Below are 15,419 nucleotides of genomic sequence, written 5' to 3' on the forward strand. Positions count from 1 at the left end.
AGGAGAGACGTTTGTGAAACAGATTCAAATTATTGATGCCAAAAACCATGTTGGCGAGACCGTAAAAATTGGTGCTTGGGTAGCCAACAAGCGCTCTAGCGGAAAGATTTCTTTCCTGCAGCTTCGTGACGGAACTGCTTATTTTCAAGCGGTGGTTGTAAAAAACGAGGTTGGCGAGGAACTCTTCCAGCTTGCCAAAGATTTAACCCAAGAAACCTCTGTTTGGGTCACGGGTGAAATACGTGAGGATACTCGTTCCAAATTTGGCTATGAGTTAGGTGTCAAATCAATTGAAGTCGTTGGCGAAAGTCATGATTATCCAATTACACCGAAAGAACACGGCGTTGACTTCTTAATGGATCATCGTCACTTATGGTTGCGTTCTTCTCAGCAGCACGCAATCATGCTGATCCGCAACGAAATCATTCGTGCGACCTATGAATTCTTTAACAACAATGGTTTTGTCAAAATTGATCCGCCAATTCTAACTGGATCCGCTCCAGAAGGAACCACCGACCTGTTTGAAACCAATTATTTTGATCAAAAAGCTTACTTGTCACAAAGCGGTCAGCTTTATATGGAAGCTGCTGCTATGGCATTGGGGAAAGTCTTCTCATTCGGACCAACCTTCCGAGCAGAGAAATCTAAAACTCGCCGTCATTTGATCGAATTCTGGATGATTGAACCAGAAATGGCCTTCATGCACCAGGAGGAAAGCTTAGAAGTTCAGGAGCAATACGTGGCTTACCTGGTACAAAGTGTTTTAGATAACTGTGAATACTCATTAGACGTCTTAGGTCGTGACAAAGAAGTCTTGAAACGCTATACCCAATTACCTTATCCACGTATTTCTTATGATGATGCTGTGGAATTATTGAAAGAAAATGGTTTTGAGGATATTGAATGGGGAGATGATTTTGGTTCTCCTCACGAAACCTTTATCGCCAATTCCTTTGACCGTCCAGTCTTTATTTTGAATTATCCAAAGGCAATCAAACCATTCTACATGAAGCCACATCCAACTAGAGAAGATCTGGTCATTTGTGCAGATATGATTGCTCCAGAAGGCTACGGCGAAATTATCGGCGGCTCTGAACGGGCAACGGATTATGAATACTTGCTAGAACAAATTCGTGAAGCTGGTCTGGACGAAGAAGAATACTCATGGTATTTAGATTTACGCAGATACGGCAGCGTTCCTCATTCTGGTTTTGGTCTTGGTTTAGAACGTACAATTACCTTCCTTGCAGGAATCGAACACGTACGTGAAGCAAGTCCATTCCCACGTCTGTTGAACCGGATTTATCCATAAGCAGCTTAAGGTTAGGCAAACTTGCCTAGCCTTTTTTACTGTCTATCAAACGCTGCATGCAGCAAGATAATTTTTTTCGCTTATTTGGCAAAAAAATCAGGTATAATGAGAAAAACAAATTATTGGAAGTGGAGATACGTTGAACTTAATTAACCTCGAAAATGTAATGAAACAAAAAAACAATCAGTTCATTCTGAAAAATATTAGCTTGACCCTCAACAAGAATGATCAAGTCGGCATCAAAATGACCCATGAAGAAAGTCAACTATTGTTTAAATTAATCACAGGGAAAGTGGCACCCTCCAGTGGTACCGTTGAATGTCAGACAACAGGACTGCTTTCAGAAATGAAGGATGATGGGTTGTATGAGAATCTAACTGTCAGCGGCTATTTAAAGTTTTTCAAAAAGATAGCCAATTATCCTGTAAATTTGGAGCCGCAAATAGAAGCCTTCTCGTTGCTGGATGTTTGGCAAACGAAGGTGAAACTACTGAATCCAGATCAAAAAAAGCGAGTTAGCTTATTCCGACTATTTTTATTTCAGCCTCAGGTGCTGCTCATTGAGAGTCCCTTAACGAATTTGACTGATGAGGGAATCGAACTGTATTTAAGAGCCTTAGAATATATTCGCCAACAAGAAATAGCGACTCTTTTCACTGCTTACTATATTGAAGAGTTGTTATTGCTAAGTAAAGATATTTATCGCTATCAACGAACTATTGGACTAGAAAAAACTGATTTGGTTTCGGAAGATTCACCCTCCACATCAGAGAATGAAAGCCACCATTTACAGCCAAGGAATGTTTTTAAAGTCGCGTGCAAATTAGCTGACAAAACTATCTTTTTCAGTCCCAATGAAATTGACTATATTGAAAGTATTAATAGTGTCAGCAATATTCGCATTGGGGAAGAATATTTTCCTTCAGTCTTAACAATGACTGAGTTAGAAGAGAAGCTGGCACACTTTGGTTTCTTCCGTTGTCACCGCTCGTATCTGGTAAATCTGCAAAGAATTTCTGAACTAATCAGCTATTCTAAAAATAGTTATACGCTTATTCTGAAAGGAAACTCTACTAACAAGCTTCCGTTATCTCGAACTCGTTTGGAGGAAATGAAGCAATTAATTGAAGGATAAAGGTACAATTCAGGTTGGAATTGCTTATTTTCAGCCTGTATTTCGTACATTTGGGGCGAAATGGAGTACAATTCGCCCGTTTTTTACGTCTTTTTCCATTTCCTTCGCTAAGATAGGTGTTAGAGAAGTCGAAAACAGCGACTGCTTAATTGATACTAGTGAAGGAGCAGAATCAGCATGGAAAATTCATCCGTGATTCAAGTGGATCATTTAGCAAAACAATTTAGAAAGGAAACAGCCTTAAAAGACTTAAGCTTTTCTGTACAACCAGGTGAAATTTTTGGATTCTTAGGCCCATCAGGAGCAGGGAAAACCACAACCATCAAAATATTGACTGGACAGCTTACTCAAAGTGCCGGCAAAGCCTCAGTCTTAGGGAAACCGGTTGAACAAATCAATGAGACGATCTACCAGCAAATCGGCATCATTACTGACAACAGCGGGTTATATGAGAAGATGAGCGTTTATCAAAATCTGAGCTTTTTCGCTCGGATATTGGGAATTGATAAAAAACGCGTTGAGCTGCTGCTGCAAAAGGTCGGCTTGTTGGAGCACAAGAAAAAGCTGGCTGGTAAGCTGTCAAAAGGGATGAAGCAACGTTTAGTTTTAGCCCGAGCCATTTTACACGAGCCCAAGGTTCTATTCTTGGATGAACCAACCAGCGGACTTGATCCCAGTACCTCAGAAGCAGTCTATCAATTACTGTTGGAATTAAAGCAAAAAGGAACAGCCATCTTTTTAACCACTCATAATATGGAAGAAGCCGCTAAATTATGTGATCAAGTCGCTTTACTGAATGACGGACTCATTGTGGAGAGTGGCAGTCCAAAAGAGCTGTGTCTAAAATTCAATCGTGACAAGTTCTATCAGATAACATTGAAGAATGGGAAGGAGCTAACCTTGGCTCATTCGAATGAAACGAGAGCTAAAATTGATCAATGGCTGGCAGAAGACAGCCTGGCAGCCATTCATTCCTGCGAACCAACGCTAGAAAAAGTCTTTTTAGAAGTAACTGGGAGGGAACTAGTATGAAATTATCCATTAGAAAAATCGATGCCATCTTCGTGATGAAGCTGCAGTCGATCGTACGCAATATGAGTATTATGGTTGCTCCTTTTATGGCGATCGGTTTTGTCATAGTGATGAAGGCAATGATGCCGGAGGTGGACGCCACAGAAGGTGGAATGCACTTCTCTAAAGATTCATTTTTGCTAAGCTTTGGACTGATGTTTAATATTATTATGGGTGGTATCATGATGAGCAGTCATCCACTAGCCGAAGAAAAAGAGAAAAATACTCTGCGCGTATTAATGACTTCATCAGTAAATGGAGCAGAATTTTTTATCGGTAGTATGCTGCCTTCATTAATGATCCTGATAATCGTTAATCTTCTGTTAATACCTGTCAGTGGTGCTTCGTTTGGAGAAATCCAGTTAGGTGCCTATCTGATACTAACTACGGTGGGTAGTCTAATTAGTATTTTGATCGGTTATGTTATCGGTATTTATGCTAAAGGCCAAATGCAATCAAGTCTGATTGGCATGCCAATTTTACTATCGCTTACCCTAGCACCGATGTTTCGTATTTTTAATCCTACCTTGGCAAAGGTAGTCAGCTACGTTTATTCAGGCGTAATCAGTCAATTTGCTGATCAGGCATTTTCTGGTGATGGTTATCAATGGAACAGTAAAGATATTCTCGTTTTAATTGCTTGGTTGGTGGTTAGCTTTGGAGTGTTTATCTATGCCTATAAAAAGAATGGGTTGGATGGAGAGTAAGGGCGAAAAATAAATGATTTTATAAAAGAGCTATCGTAAACTATTCGTTCTCTGTTTTGTTTTTCACAAAATAGTATTCTTCTTTAAAGCAATTTATGGTATTCTCAAATTACGTCATCGTAAGCTGTTGCGATGACCATTTTTTATATATTGGGGAGTAAAGGGGATTCTTAAATGAAACAAGATAAAAAACCAAAAATGACTGAAATGAAAAATTCAAAAGGATTTAAGGGGATAATAATCTTTTTGGTTGTTGTCGTAGTGGGCGTTGTTGCGGCTTTAAAATTCTTCGAGAGAATTGATAACGGATACGTGGGTGTTCGCTACTCAATGAACGGTGGAATCAAAGATCAGGCCCTGACACAAGGGGTGAAGTTTGTTGGTATCGACAAGGTCATTCAATACCCGATTCGCCTACAGACGATTCAGGCTGAAAATGTTTCGGTGTCAACTAGTGATGGCAAGAAAACCTCCATCAATATTAAATACGATTACAAGGTAGATTCAACTAAGGCTGCGAAAATGTATAAGGAATTTGGAAATATTACCAGTACGGATATCGAAAATGGCTGGTTAAAATCAAAACTCCAAAAGGTTTCTCGAGAAGTCTATGCAAAATACAGTTTACTAGATATTCTTTCCGGCGAGTCCTCTAAGGTGGAAGCTGAGGTACTGACGAATTTTGCAAAATCAGTAGAAGGAAAGGGTTTTGAAGTAGAAGATGTAACCCTAGGTGTTCCTGACGTCGATCCGGAAACCCAAAAATCCATTGATGCTATTATTCGTGCCGGCCAAGAAAACGAAAAAGCCAAGCTTGATGCAGAAACAGCTAAAACTCAAGCTGATAGTGAAGCTTATAAAAAGACTAAAGCAGCCGAAGCTGAGGCTGCAGCGAACCAAAAAATTGCTGAATCGGTGACTGATGAACTAATCCGCTATGAAGAAGCTCAGGCTAGAAAGAAACATGGTTGGGTTACAGTTAACGGAACAGATACAGTTGTAACGCAACAAGGTGAGTAATCATGGGCTTTTTTATTAGTAAAATTCTGATTGCCTTGATTTTAGCTGGGGGTGCATCCTATATTATTTACTTTTTTTTCATTAAAAAGGATACAAAGAAAAGTGATGAAGAGAAGGAAGATGATCCAGATAAGTGGCAAGACTTTTAAAAAGCTGAGTTATTCAGAAGAGGTTAGCATTCCAAAGCTGGAAAGCTATTTAATAGAAGAAAAATAGTATAGCTGTAATTAGAGTGATCAAAAGACGAATCTGTTCTTTTGATCTTTTTTTTATCAATAAAATATTCAACATTCTGGAAACGGGTAAAACACGAACATTAATTTAGTGAGACAATGTCCAATTAAAATGGTGATTATGTGTATCTGACTAAAGTAGTCAAAAAAGAATCGAATAATGCAGCTTTTTGACTATATTACCTCGAAAATATTTTTATTAGCAAGATTGTATTGTCCACACGAAAAAAATCGTATATACTACATCTATGTTAAAAACGAACGAGGAGTTTAAAATGAAGAAAAATGTTCCTTATTTCATCCTTTTACCGGGATTTGTCCTACTGGTGTTCTTTTTGATTCTTCCTTTAGTGGCAAGTATTTTTCCAAGCTTTCTACCAGAAAATGGTGGATTAGGCAATTATGTATCTTTTTTCCAAGATGAGTACAATCGGGGGATTTTCTGGCGTACCATCCGTGTGTCAAGTATTGTAACCGTCGCTTCATTAGTTTTTGGGATTCCTACCGCGTATTTTATTGCTGGGTTGAACAAAAAGTGGCGTGGAATTTTAATGGCGATGACCCTGTTTCCTCTATTGACTAACTCGGTTATTCGAAGTTTTGCCTGGATCAATATCTTAGGGAAAAACGGCGTCTTGAACAGCCTATTACTGAAGAGTGGATTAATTGAACAACCATTGAATCTGCTATACACAGAGTTTGCCATTATTATCGGCTCGGTGTATTTATTTTTGCCAACCATGGTAATGACGTTAGTTGGGGTCATGGAGAATATTGAAGGTGAGATGCTTGAGGCTGCTGAAACACTGGGAGCTTCACCATTTACGGCCTTTATGAAAATTGTGCTGCCGTTATCTATTCCGGGAGCAATTGTGGGAAGTATTCTTGTATTTACTGGCACATTAACAGCCTACACTACGCCGCAGCTATTAGGTGGGAATCAGAAAATGCTGATGTCGACCTTCTTGTATCAGCGAGCAGCCACTTTAGGGGATTGGAATGGCGTAGCTGTAATTGCTTTGATTATGATTGTTACGACCTTAGTGGTTATGAAGGTCTTGAATTTCATTGCTAAACAAGTGGATAGGAGAGAGTTTCATAATGCGTAGACAAAAAGGAATGACTGTCATTGCGATCTTAGTATTCGCATTTCTATTTTTACCGTTAGTCTTAATTGGGATTACCTCCTTCGGTACAGCAGCGGCCATCCAATTTCCAATTAAGGGCTTCACACTAGATTGGTATGCCAATGCCTTATCCAATGAATCAATCATGAGTAGTTTTAGGCTAAGCTTATTGATCGGTGTTCTGGCAACTTTTTTGGCTTTGTTAGTCGGTGTGCCAGCTTCTTATGCTTTGGCACGCTTCCCAATGAAAGGCCGCAGCTTAATTAAAAGCTTCTTCTTATCACCCACTGTGATTCCTGGAATCGTTGTTGGTTATACTTTGTTCCAGTTTATTGTTGTTTCATTAGGTTTGCCAGTCTTCCAAGGCCTGCTGATGGGACACTTTCTAATTAGCTTGCCGTACATTATTCGGGTAGTCGGTTCTAGCATGGACCAGTTGGATTATTCAATGGAGGAAGTTGCCTGGACATTGGGCTGTACGAGATTTCGAGCATTTGTTCAAATTGTGCTGCCGAATGTTTCGTCCGGTATTTTTGCTTCTTTTATGTTGGCGTTTGTTAATTCCTTTAATAATGTGCCGGTGTCGATGTTCTTATCTGGCCCAGGAGTTACGATGCTGCCAACATCATTACTAAGCTACATGGAATACAACTATGACCCAACTGTTTCTGCGATTTCAGTCATGCTGATGCTTCTGACAATTGGTTTGATGTTCCTAATTGAACGGACGCTAGGATTGGCATCAATAGTTTAGTGCCAGTTCTGCTTTTCACAGTTGTTCAAGTTATATGGAGAATTTTGTTTTGGAGATTTGCTAGGATAAATCTACTTAGCAGAATGGTAAGCGTACGAAAATCAAAGTAATTTTCCATAGAAAAATTACTTCCTTAATCGTGAGTTAGCTGCCAGTTTTGCTTTTCACAGTATATCAAAGGCTAGAAGCATATAAGCTAAGCCTTGCTAAGAAAAACTACTTAGCAGAACGGTATTTGTACTCACTACAATCGCTGTTACTGTTAACAAATTAAGAATAAACAAGGAGCGAAACTATCGTGTCATTTGTAGAATTAAGCGACATTCGTGTCAGCTATGACGGCAAGCAAGATATTCTAAAAGATTTAAATATTTCCATGGACAAGGGTGAACTAGTTTCTTTGCTGGGACCAAGTGGTTGTGGGAAAACAACGACTTTACGAGTAATTGCCGGTTTGATTCAACCCAACGATGGCGATTTTATTTTGGATAATGATAATTTAACCAAGGTTCCCGTTCATAAACGAAATTTTGGTATGGTGTTTCAAAGCTATGCATTGTTCCCACATTTAACCATTGCGGAAAATGTAGCCTTTGGATTGAAATTGCGTAAAGAGAAAAAAGAAATTATGGATCAAAAAGTTGCTGATATGTTGAAAATTTGTGGACTGGAAGATTTAGGAGATCGCTATCCTAAACAGCTTTCCGGTGGTCAACGTCAGCGAGTAGCTTTGGCCCGGGCGTTGATTATTGAACCAAAGCTTTTACTATTAGATGAACCACTAAGTAATTTGGATGCAAAATTACGGGTAGCAATGCGAATCGAAATCAAACGAATCCAGCGCCAATTAGGTATTACAACAGTCTTCGTAACTCACGATCAGGAAGAGTGCTTTTCTATTTCTGACAAGGTTGCAATTATGAATGGGGGCGTAATTGAACAATACGATACGCCAGAAAACATTTATCGTTTACCTAAGACGCAATTTGTGGCTCATTTTATCGGATTTGAAAACTTTTTTGAAGTAACCAAGAATGCCGATGGAACGTATACAACCGCTGATGGAACAAGTGTTTCTAGTAAGCTGTCTCAAGGAACCAACGAAAAAGCGGTAGCGACAATTCGTCCTGAAGACATCGAAATTAAGCCCGATGGACCGATTAAAGGCAAAATCAGCGTTCGGACCTTCTTAGGCAAGAGCCATCAATACGAAGTAGAATCATCATTAGGCAAGCTGCTGGTTAACGGCAGTGACCAACAAGTGTTTCAAACAGGGGACAGCATTGCGCTGAGCTTCCCTGCTGAAAAATTAGTCATTTTAGAAAAATAAAAGGAGCTAAAAGGATGAAAAAGAAATTTTTAGTAGGTATGGTGGCAGTAACAAGTATTGCCTTGGCAGCGTGCGGCAACAGCGCAGCAAACAATGGTGGCGGCAGTACAGGAAGCTCAGATGACAACAGCTCAAGTACCGGCAGTAAATCATTGGTAGTTTCTACTTTTGGTTTAAGTGAAGACATCGTGAAAAAAGACATCATGGATCCATTTTCAAAGGAAAATGATGCGAAGGTTACGTTAGAAGTCGGCAATAGTGCTGACCGGTTCACTAAACTGAAAAACAATCCGAAATCAGGTGTAGATGTCATTGAATTGGCTCAAAACAATTCAACAGAAGGAAACCAAGATGATATGTTCTTGGATATTACTGAAAAAGACGTACCTAACTTAGCAAACTTAACCGATGGTGCGAAGGAAGTGTACGAAAGCGGTGCGGGTGTGCCAATCGCAGTAAACAGTATCGGTATCGTGTATGACAAAGAAAAAGTTGGCAAGGAAATTACTAGCTGGGATGATCTTTGGAGCGATGAATTAAAAGGAAAAATTTCAGTTCCAGATATCACTGTAACAGCAGGACCATTAATGCTCTACGTAGCAAGCGACCATGCAGGTAAAGATATTGCTTCTGACAATGGTGAAGCAGCCTTTAAAGCAATGGAAGAACTGAAACCAAACGTAGTAAAAACTTACTCTAAATCTTCCGACCTGGCAAACATGTTCCAGTCTGGTGAGATTGAAGTAGCTGTAGTAGCAGACTTTGCAGTAGACATCATCAAGGGTGCTTCTGAAAATGTTGAATACGTTGTTCCTGAATCAGGCACATACGCAAATTACAACACAGTAAATATTCCAAAAGAAACAGAAAATAAAGACCTTGCACTAGCATTCGTGAACCACCGTATCAGTGAAGAATCACAAAAGGCGAAAGCTCTATCATTGAACGAAGGTCCAACGAACAAAGATGTTAAGTTGACTGAAGCAGAAGCAGAAAATAAAACTTATGGAGCAATTGCTGACCGTTCAGAAGCAGTTGATTTCAAAATGATCAACAAAAATCTGCCTAACTGGATTGACCAATGGAACCGTACAATGAATAACTAAACAATCTGAAAAACTAGTTCATACCATCATGGTAGAGCTAGTTTTTTTGTATCAATTGTAGAGGTTAACTAAATCATAAAAAAGGTTTGTGTAAAATAGTACTATATAGTACTATTTAATAAAGCAGAGGTGAACGCATAATTATGGAAACGCAAGATGGCTTCTTAATGACTCAAATTACACAAATCAGCGGGCGTATTTTTGAGAAAATGCTGACGAATGCAGGAGTGGAGGAATTCAATGGTGCACAGGGGCGAATTTTATATGTTTTGTGGCAAGAGGACGACATTTCAATTGTTGAATTGTCACGAAAAACGAGTTTAGCTAAAACAACCTTAACTAGTATGCTGGAACGAATGGAGCAGGCCAACCTGATTAAACGAGTATCTGATCAAATGGATAAACGGAAAATTCGTATTTCATTAACAGACACAGCACGTAAATTAAATGATGAATACAATAAAATTTCACAGGAAATGAATGATGTTTATTATGCAGACTTTTCAGAAGCAGAGGTTAGAGCCTTTGAGAAGGATTTGCAAAAAATATTGTCTAATCTTATCGAAAAGGAGCAAAAGCTATGAAAAAATCAATCGACATCTCTAATCACTTCTGTCCCCAAACGTTGTTTGTGTACGGCACAACAAAGGAGGATGGGACACCCAATTTTGGATTATTCAGCTGGTTTAGCTACTATTTCGACCAGGAAATGGGCGTGATGGCCTGTATCGCAGATGAAAAATTGACTAAGGATCGGATTCGAGCAAACAAGATCTTTTCTGCTAGTCTTGTCTCCGAGGAGCTGCTGCCGATTGCTGATTACCTTGGCAATACGAATGGCTATGCTATGGATAAGATGGATATTCCAATAGAGATTGAAAAAGGACGAGTTTTAGATGTGCCAGTTCTTGCAAAAAGTCCTTGGATCTATGAACTGGAAGTGGATCGTTCGATTGTACTAGATGGAGGCGATATCTTCTTGTGTAAAATTCGAAATGTATTAGCAGATGAGTATATTTGTGATGAGACTTTGACTGAAGAGCAACGGATGCAGAAGATCCTGCCTGTCCAATCCATTAGACAATCGTATTTCAATTGGGATGGAACTACTCCAGGAAAATGGGGAGAACCAATGAAAGGAATAGGTGGAAAGGCGAATGAATAATCTTCTTACATTTAGAGACAGAGGTGAATTCCGTACTTGGTTAGCAGAGAACGGAACCACTAGCGAAGGGGTCTGGCTGCTTTTTGGAAAAAAAGGTGGTCCCGCAACACTTTCTGCTAATGATGCACTGGAGGAAGCGTTGTGCTACGGCTGGATTGATGGACAGATGAAGAGCCTGGATGACCACTCCTATAAGAAATATTTTGCCTGTCGCCGAGCCAACAGCAAGTGGTCGGAAAAGAACAAGAAACTGGTCAAAAAGTTGGAGGAGCAAGGGAAGATGACAGAACTTGGCAGAGCTAAAATCAATGAAGCCAAGGAAAATGGTCAATGGGATAAACCTAAAGCACCACAAATCACAGAAGAAAATATTGTGATGGTGGCGGATTTGCTGAAAGAATATGAACCGGCCCGTATGAACTTTGAAGCCATGTCAGCTTCTGTGAAGAAAACCTACACCCGAGCGTACCTTGATGCTAAAACAGATGCTGGTCGGGAAAAACGACTGGCTTGGATGGTGGATCGTTTGAATCAGAATTTGAAGCCGATGTAACTCAAGCAATGAAAGATAAATAAGTTCAGCTCGTTGGGAAATACCTGCAATAGTTCCCAACGAGTTTTTTATTGCTTAAAAAGCAAAATACCTTTTGGCAAGGCTGATTTGGTTTGCTAAAATGAGGGAAAGAAAAGAAGGATTAGGGGAAAACATTCATGCAAGTAGACAAGATCATTAAAAATGCTCAAGTATTTCAAACACCAACTCGGACATTCACCAAACAAAATGTTGCCATTAAGGGTAACAAGTTTTATTACATCAGTTCTTCTGATTTAAACCAACTTTCCAGTGATAGTATTATCAATGCTGAAAATCAGTACATGATTCCTGGTTTGCTGGATATCCACATGCATATTGAGAGTTCCATGACTACACCGACCATCTTCTCGGAGGCTGTGATGCGTTATGGCGTAACGACGGTAGTTGCTGATGCACACGAAATGGCTAATGTATTTGGCTTAGAGGGTCTAAAGCATTTTATGGCAGCAAAAACCCGGCTGGATATTTTCCACGCAATTCCGTCGTCGGTACCTTCTACCACTCCCGAACTGGAAACAACGGGTGGAATGATCGGCTTGCCAGAAGTAAAAGAGCTGCTAAAGAATCCGCGAGTCATTTGTCTGGGGGAAGCGATGAATTTTAAGGGAATTGCCTATGAACCCGATTCCTTAATTGCAGAGATTATTGCTTTATGTAAAAAGGAACGGCCAACCATGCCTTTGGAAGGGCACATTCCTAAAATCTATGATCAGGAATTAGCTGACTTTTTATACAGTGGGATCACCTCTGATCATACGCATCAATTTCCTGAGCACTTATTGGAAAAAATCGCAGCTGGTTTGTTTATTCAATTTCAAAATAAATCCATCACTCCGGAGAATATGGCGGTTATCAATGAACACCAGATGTATGACTTTGCCTGCATTATTACCGACGATATTATGGCGGATGATCTGTTGAACGGTCATTTGAATGAGAATCTGAAAAAGGCTGTTGCCAGCGGTTTGCCAATGGAACAAGCGATCTATATGACCACTTACACGCCAGCACGTCGTATGAGCTTGAATGACCGCGGCATGATCGCTCCAGGTAGAATGGCTGATTTCATCTTGCTGGATAATTTAGCTGATTTTGATATCGCAGCTGTTTACAAATCTGGTGAACAGGTTTATCAACAGGGCGATGCATTCCATCATCCAGAAGTCGTTGAAAACTTCCCGGCCCACTATCAACAAAGTGTTCGTTGTCGTCAGTTAACGAAAGACGATTTGCAGCTGAGGGTTCAAACGGAAAAGGATACGGTTCGCTGCAATGTGATTCAGAAACAAGTAATTGGAACGTTCACTCAACCGATTGTCAAAGAAATTCCAGTAGTAAACGGCGTTCTTGATTTGGATGCAGCCAAGTGCAGCTTGTTGATGGTGATGGAGCGTTACGGAATCAATGGGAATATTGCTTACGCACTAATGGATCAACCGATCAAAGCGAAAGGTGCCATCGCGACTACTTGGGCCCATGATCATCACAACTTGATGGTAATGGGAAATGACCAAGCATCTATTTTAGCGGCTCAACATAAGCTGCTGGAGATGCAAGGTGGTTATGTGGTAGTTGAAGATGGGAAAGTCACAGCTACTTGTCCACTGCCAATCGGTGGAATCTTGTCTCAAGCACCAGTCAGTGAACTAGGGTATGATTTGCAGCAGGTTCGATCAGCCATGCAAGCATTAGGGTACGAAAATATGAACGAAATTATGTCGTTCTCTACTTTGTCATTACCGGTTTCTCCAGCCATTAAGGTTACTGACAAGGGCATGATGGATACGAAAAATCAAACCTTCTATCCTTTGGTTTTTCCGGAAGATGGAGTGTTAACTAATGAAGCAGCTCGTTAAAAATGTCCATATCCTCACGATGGATGAGGAGTGGACGGAATACAAGCATGGCTATCTTTTAATAGAAGAAAACCGCATCAGTCAATTGGGGCCGATGAGCGATTCATTGCCGCAGGCGGATGAAGTTCTCGATGGTCAAAAAGGTATTTTGTTACCTGGCATGATTAACACCCACACTCACACGGGTATGATTCCGTTCCGATCATTAGGAGATGATGTTCCGGATCGGTTACGTCGTTTTCTATTCCCTTTGGAGCAGGTGATGACGCCGAAGTTGGTGCGAGCGTCAGCGGAATATGCAATGGCTGAGATGCTGTTGAGTGGTGTGACAGCTTTTTGCGATATGTACTATTTTGAAGATGAAGTAGCACAGGCTGCTGAAGCGATGAAGGTTCGAGCTTTGTTGGGTGAGACGATTATTGATATGGCTACCTGTGATGCTAAAGATTCAGCAGATGCATTAGCTTACTGTGAGTCATTCATTCAAAAATGGCAGGGGCACGAAATGATTACGCCAGTGATTGCTCCTCATGCGCCCAATACTAATGATTTAAAAACCTTGGAGGCCATTGCTGCCTTGAGTCGTAAATATAATGTACCGATTACTATGCATGTTGAGGAAATGACCTATGAGATGGAGGAATTTACTGAAAAGTATCAGCAGACGCCCATCGCTTTTCTCCACGAACTAGGCTACCTTGACCAAGAGTTTATTATGGCTCACTGTATTTTTATGACTGAGGAAGATATGGAACTAGTGAAGGAATACAAAGACAACGTACGAATTGCCCATTGTATTGGTGCTAACACTAAATCTGCTAAAGGAGTGGCACCTGTCCGCGGGATGCTAGAACACCAATTAACAGTAGGCTTAGGTACAGATGGGCCAAGCAGCGGCAATACTTTGGATCTGTTTACCCAGATGCGAATGTTTGCTAATTTTCATAAGACACATTTAGCTGATCGTGGCGCTTTTCCAGCGAAAGAAATTGTCCAGATAGCCACAGCAGGTGGCGCTAAGACATTGGGTTTGTTTAATCAAGTTGGTTCCTTGGAGGTTGGAAAAAAAGCCGATCTTACTTTAGTTGAAACGCAGTCAGTCACTATGTTTCCAATTTTTGATGCCTACTCTGCACTGGTTTATTCAGCAAATGCCAGCAACGTATCAGATGTATGGGTGAACGGACAACAGTTGGTTAAAGGAAAGCAGCTGGTTTTACGCGATGTTCAAGTATTGCGAGCGGCCCTTTACCAGCAAATGGACGAGTTTGTAGCGCAAGCTAAACGCAAGGCTTCAGAAGTTTAATCATGTAAACTAAAGAAAATAATTATCTGGAGGAGTTTATGACAGAGCATCGTATTTTCACCATGAGTGTAGCAAGTGTGTATCCTCATTATGTAATTAAAGCAGAGAAGAAAAATCGTACCAAAGCGGAAGTCGACGAAATTTTTCGCTGGTTAACGGGCTATAGTCAGGAAGAATTGGAAGCTCAATTGGAAGCCAAGGTTGATTTCAGAACTTTCTTTGCAGAAGCACCTGCGATGAATCCATCCCGCGAATTGATTAAAGGTGTCATTTGCGGCGTAAGAGTAGAAGAAATTGAGGATCCTTTAATGCGGGAAATCCGCTATTTAGACAAGCTGGTTGATGAGCTGACTAAAGGGAAAAAGATGGAGAAGATTTTACGAGACTGAGTGAAGCGATCCTATTGAGATAGGGTCGCTTTTTTTTAAGTAGTTCAATTAACACAAAAGCAATGCTAAGTATTAAGATTGCCTCGATTATAAATTCCATCCAACGATTTCCTTTTTTGAGAAAAGTTCCGCCAAAGCGATATTCTTTTGGCAGCAAATCTCTTAAAAGGACACTGCCTATTAACAAACTTAAATTAACCGCAAAATAACCGCTCCCTCTAGTCGCTGCTGAAAATACAGAATAGATATAGGCAACCAACAGCCAATCTGCCACAAGCTTAATTTTTCTAATTTCTTTTATAGTCACAATCAG

General features: G+C 40.3%; 17 protein-coding genes. 16 read left to right on the plus strand and 1 reads right to left on the minus strand.

Annotation, left to right across the window (positions count from 1 at the left end):
• Nucleotides 1-13 precede the first annotated feature (13 nt).
• From asnS to IGI49_RS00185, 16 genes are all read left to right on the plus strand, one after another.
• Nucleotides 14-1,312: an asparagine--tRNA ligase gene (asnS, locus tag IGI49_RS00110; RefSeq protein ID WP_429962936.1), complete on the plus strand. Its 1,299-nt coding sequence runs from the start codon at nt 14-16 to the stop codon at nt 1,310-1,312.
• Between the two features lie 139 nt (nt 1,313-1,451).
• Nucleotides 1,452-2,447 carry a LytTR family transcriptional regulator DNA-binding domain-containing protein gene (locus IGI49_RS00115; protein ID WP_429962937.1) on the plus strand — a complete coding sequence of 332 codons (996 nt, stop codon included), beginning with the start codon at nt 1,452-1,454 and terminating at the stop codon, nt 2,445-2,447.
• A gap of 177 nt (nt 2,448-2,624) precedes the next feature.
• Nucleotides 2,625-3,479 (plus strand): ABC transporter ATP-binding protein, encoded by an 855-nt coding sequence (locus tag IGI49_RS00120; RefSeq protein WP_429962938.1) that lies wholly within the window; start codon nt 2,625-2,627, stop codon nt 3,477-3,479.
• A complete protein-coding gene (locus IGI49_RS00125; RefSeq protein WP_429962939.1) occupies nt 3,476-4,225 on the plus strand; it encodes an ABC transporter permease in 750 nt (249 codons plus the stop codon). Before IGI49_RS00120 ends, IGI49_RS00125 begins: the two co-directional genes overlap by 4 nt.
• Nucleotides 4,226-4,432: 207 nt before the next feature.
• Nucleotides 4,433-5,245, plus strand: coding sequence for a prohibitin family protein (locus tag IGI49_RS00130; protein WP_429964944.1), 813 nt, complete (start codon nt 4,433-4,435; stop codon nt 5,243-5,245).
• Between the two features lie 2 nt (nt 5,246-5,247).
• A complete protein-coding gene (locus IGI49_RS00135; protein ID WP_429962940.1) occupies nt 5,248-5,394 on the plus strand; it encodes a hypothetical protein in 147 nt (48 codons plus the stop codon).
• Between the two features lie 359 nt (nt 5,395-5,753).
• Nucleotides 5,754-6,587, plus strand: coding sequence for an ABC transporter permease (locus tag IGI49_RS00140; RefSeq protein WP_207705105.1), 834 nt, complete (start codon nt 5,754-5,756; stop codon nt 6,585-6,587).
• On the plus strand, nt 6,580-7,359 hold the full coding sequence (locus tag IGI49_RS00145) for an ABC transporter permease (protein WP_207705104.1): 780 nt from the start codon (nt 6,580-6,582) through the stop codon (nt 7,357-7,359). Before IGI49_RS00140 ends, IGI49_RS00145 begins: the two co-directional genes overlap by 8 nt.
• Nucleotides 7,360-7,657: 298 nt before the next feature.
• Nucleotides 7,658-8,689, plus strand: coding sequence for an ABC transporter ATP-binding protein (locus IGI49_RS00150; protein ID WP_429962941.1), 1,032 nt, complete (start codon nt 7,658-7,660; stop codon nt 8,687-8,689).
• Nucleotides 8,690-8,703: 14 nt separating this feature from the next.
• Entirely contained in the window at nt 8,704-9,795 is a 1,092-nt protein-coding gene (locus tag IGI49_RS00155) for an ABC transporter substrate-binding protein (RefSeq protein ID WP_429962942.1), read from the plus strand.
• Nucleotides 9,796-9,938: 143 nt separating this feature from the next.
• Nucleotides 9,939-10,379: a MarR family transcriptional regulator gene (locus IGI49_RS00160; protein ID WP_429962943.1), complete on the plus strand. Its 441-nt coding sequence runs from the start codon at nt 9,939-9,941 to the stop codon at nt 10,377-10,379.
• Complete coding sequence (locus IGI49_RS00165) at nt 10,376-10,960, plus strand: flavin reductase family protein (protein WP_429962944.1); 585 nt, start codon at nt 10,376-10,378, stop codon at nt 10,958-10,960. The genes IGI49_RS00160 and IGI49_RS00165 overlap by 4 nt, the downstream gene beginning before the upstream one ends.
• Entirely contained in the window at nt 10,953-11,513 is a 561-nt protein-coding gene (locus tag IGI49_RS00170) for a YdeI/OmpD-associated family protein (protein ID WP_429962945.1), read from the plus strand. Before IGI49_RS00165 ends, IGI49_RS00170 begins: the two co-directional genes overlap by 8 nt.
• A 158-nt stretch (nt 11,514-11,671) precedes the next feature.
• Nucleotides 11,672-13,411 carry an adenine deaminase C-terminal domain-containing protein gene (locus tag IGI49_RS00175; RefSeq protein ID WP_429962946.1) on the plus strand — a complete coding sequence of 580 codons (1,740 nt, stop codon included), beginning with the start codon at nt 11,672-11,674 and terminating at the stop codon, nt 13,409-13,411.
• A complete protein-coding gene (locus IGI49_RS00180) occupies nt 13,395-14,717 on the plus strand; it encodes an amidohydrolase (protein WP_429962947.1) in 1,323 nt (440 codons plus the stop codon). Before IGI49_RS00175 ends, IGI49_RS00180 begins: the two co-directional genes overlap by 17 nt.
• A gap of 38 nt (nt 14,718-14,755) precedes the next feature.
• A complete protein-coding gene (locus IGI49_RS00185) occupies nt 14,756-15,106 on the plus strand; it encodes a DUF2200 domain-containing protein (protein WP_429962948.1) in 351 nt (116 codons plus the stop codon).
• On the opposite strand, the gene IGI49_RS00190 is transcribed toward IGI49_RS00185, so the two are convergent.
• Nucleotides 15,069-15,413: a hypothetical protein gene (locus IGI49_RS00190; protein WP_429962949.1), complete on the minus strand. Its 345-nt coding sequence runs from the start codon at nt 15,411-15,413 to the stop codon at nt 15,069-15,071. The genes IGI49_RS00185 and IGI49_RS00190 overlap by 38 nt on opposite strands.
• Between the last annotated feature and the right edge of the window lie 6 nt (nt 15,414-15,419).

Origin of the sequence: Enterococcus sp. AZ071, assembly GCF_050499065.1 — a bacterium.
Classification (GTDB): Bacteria; Bacillota; Bacilli; order Lactobacillales; family Enterococcaceae; genus Enterococcus_A; species Enterococcus_A ferrettii.

Bases quoted from the DNA above. Each gene is read 5' to 3' on its own strand.
- IGI49_RS00120 (WP_429962938.1), top strand. From the start codon at position 2,625: ATGGAAAATTCATCCGTGATTCAAGTGGATCATTTAGCAAAACAATTT.
- IGI49_RS00125 (WP_429962939.1), top strand. From the start codon at position 3,476: ATGAAATTATCCATTAGAAAAATCGATGCCATCTTCGTGATGAAGCTG.
- IGI49_RS00130 (WP_429964944.1), top strand. From the start codon at position 4,433: ATGAAAAATTCAAAAGGATTTAAGGGGATAATAATCTTTTTGGTTGTT.
- IGI49_RS00135 (WP_429962940.1), top strand. From the start codon at position 5,248: ATGGGCTTTTTTATTAGTAAAATTCTGATTGCCTTGATTTTAGCTGGG.
- IGI49_RS00140 (WP_207705105.1), top strand. From the start codon at position 5,754: ATGAAGAAAAATGTTCCTTATTTCATCCTTTTACCGGGATTTGTCCTA.
- IGI49_RS00145 (WP_207705104.1), top strand. From the start codon at position 6,580: ATGCGTAGACAAAAAGGAATGACTGTCATTGCGATCTTAGTATTCGCA.
- IGI49_RS00155 (WP_429962942.1), top strand. From the start codon at position 8,704: ATGAAAAAGAAATTTTTAGTAGGTATGGTGGCAGTAACAAGTATTGCC.
- IGI49_RS00160 (WP_429962943.1), top strand. From the start codon at position 9,939: ATGGAAACGCAAGATGGCTTCTTAATGACTCAAATTACACAAATCAGC.
- IGI49_RS00165 (WP_429962944.1), top strand. From the start codon at position 10,376: ATGAAAAAATCAATCGACATCTCTAATCACTTCTGTCCCCAAACGTTG.
- IGI49_RS00170 (WP_429962945.1), top strand. From the start codon at position 10,953: ATGAATAATCTTCTTACATTTAGAGACAGAGGTGAATTCCGTACTTGG.
- IGI49_RS00175 (WP_429962946.1), top strand. From the start codon at position 11,672: ATGCAAGTAGACAAGATCATTAAAAATGCTCAAGTATTTCAAACACCA.
- IGI49_RS00180 (WP_429962947.1), top strand. From the start codon at position 13,395: ATGAAGCAGCTCGTTAAAAATGTCCATATCCTCACGATGGATGAGGAG.
- IGI49_RS00185 (WP_429962948.1), top strand. From the start codon at position 14,756: ATGACAGAGCATCGTATTTTCACCATGAGTGTAGCAAGTGTGTATCCT.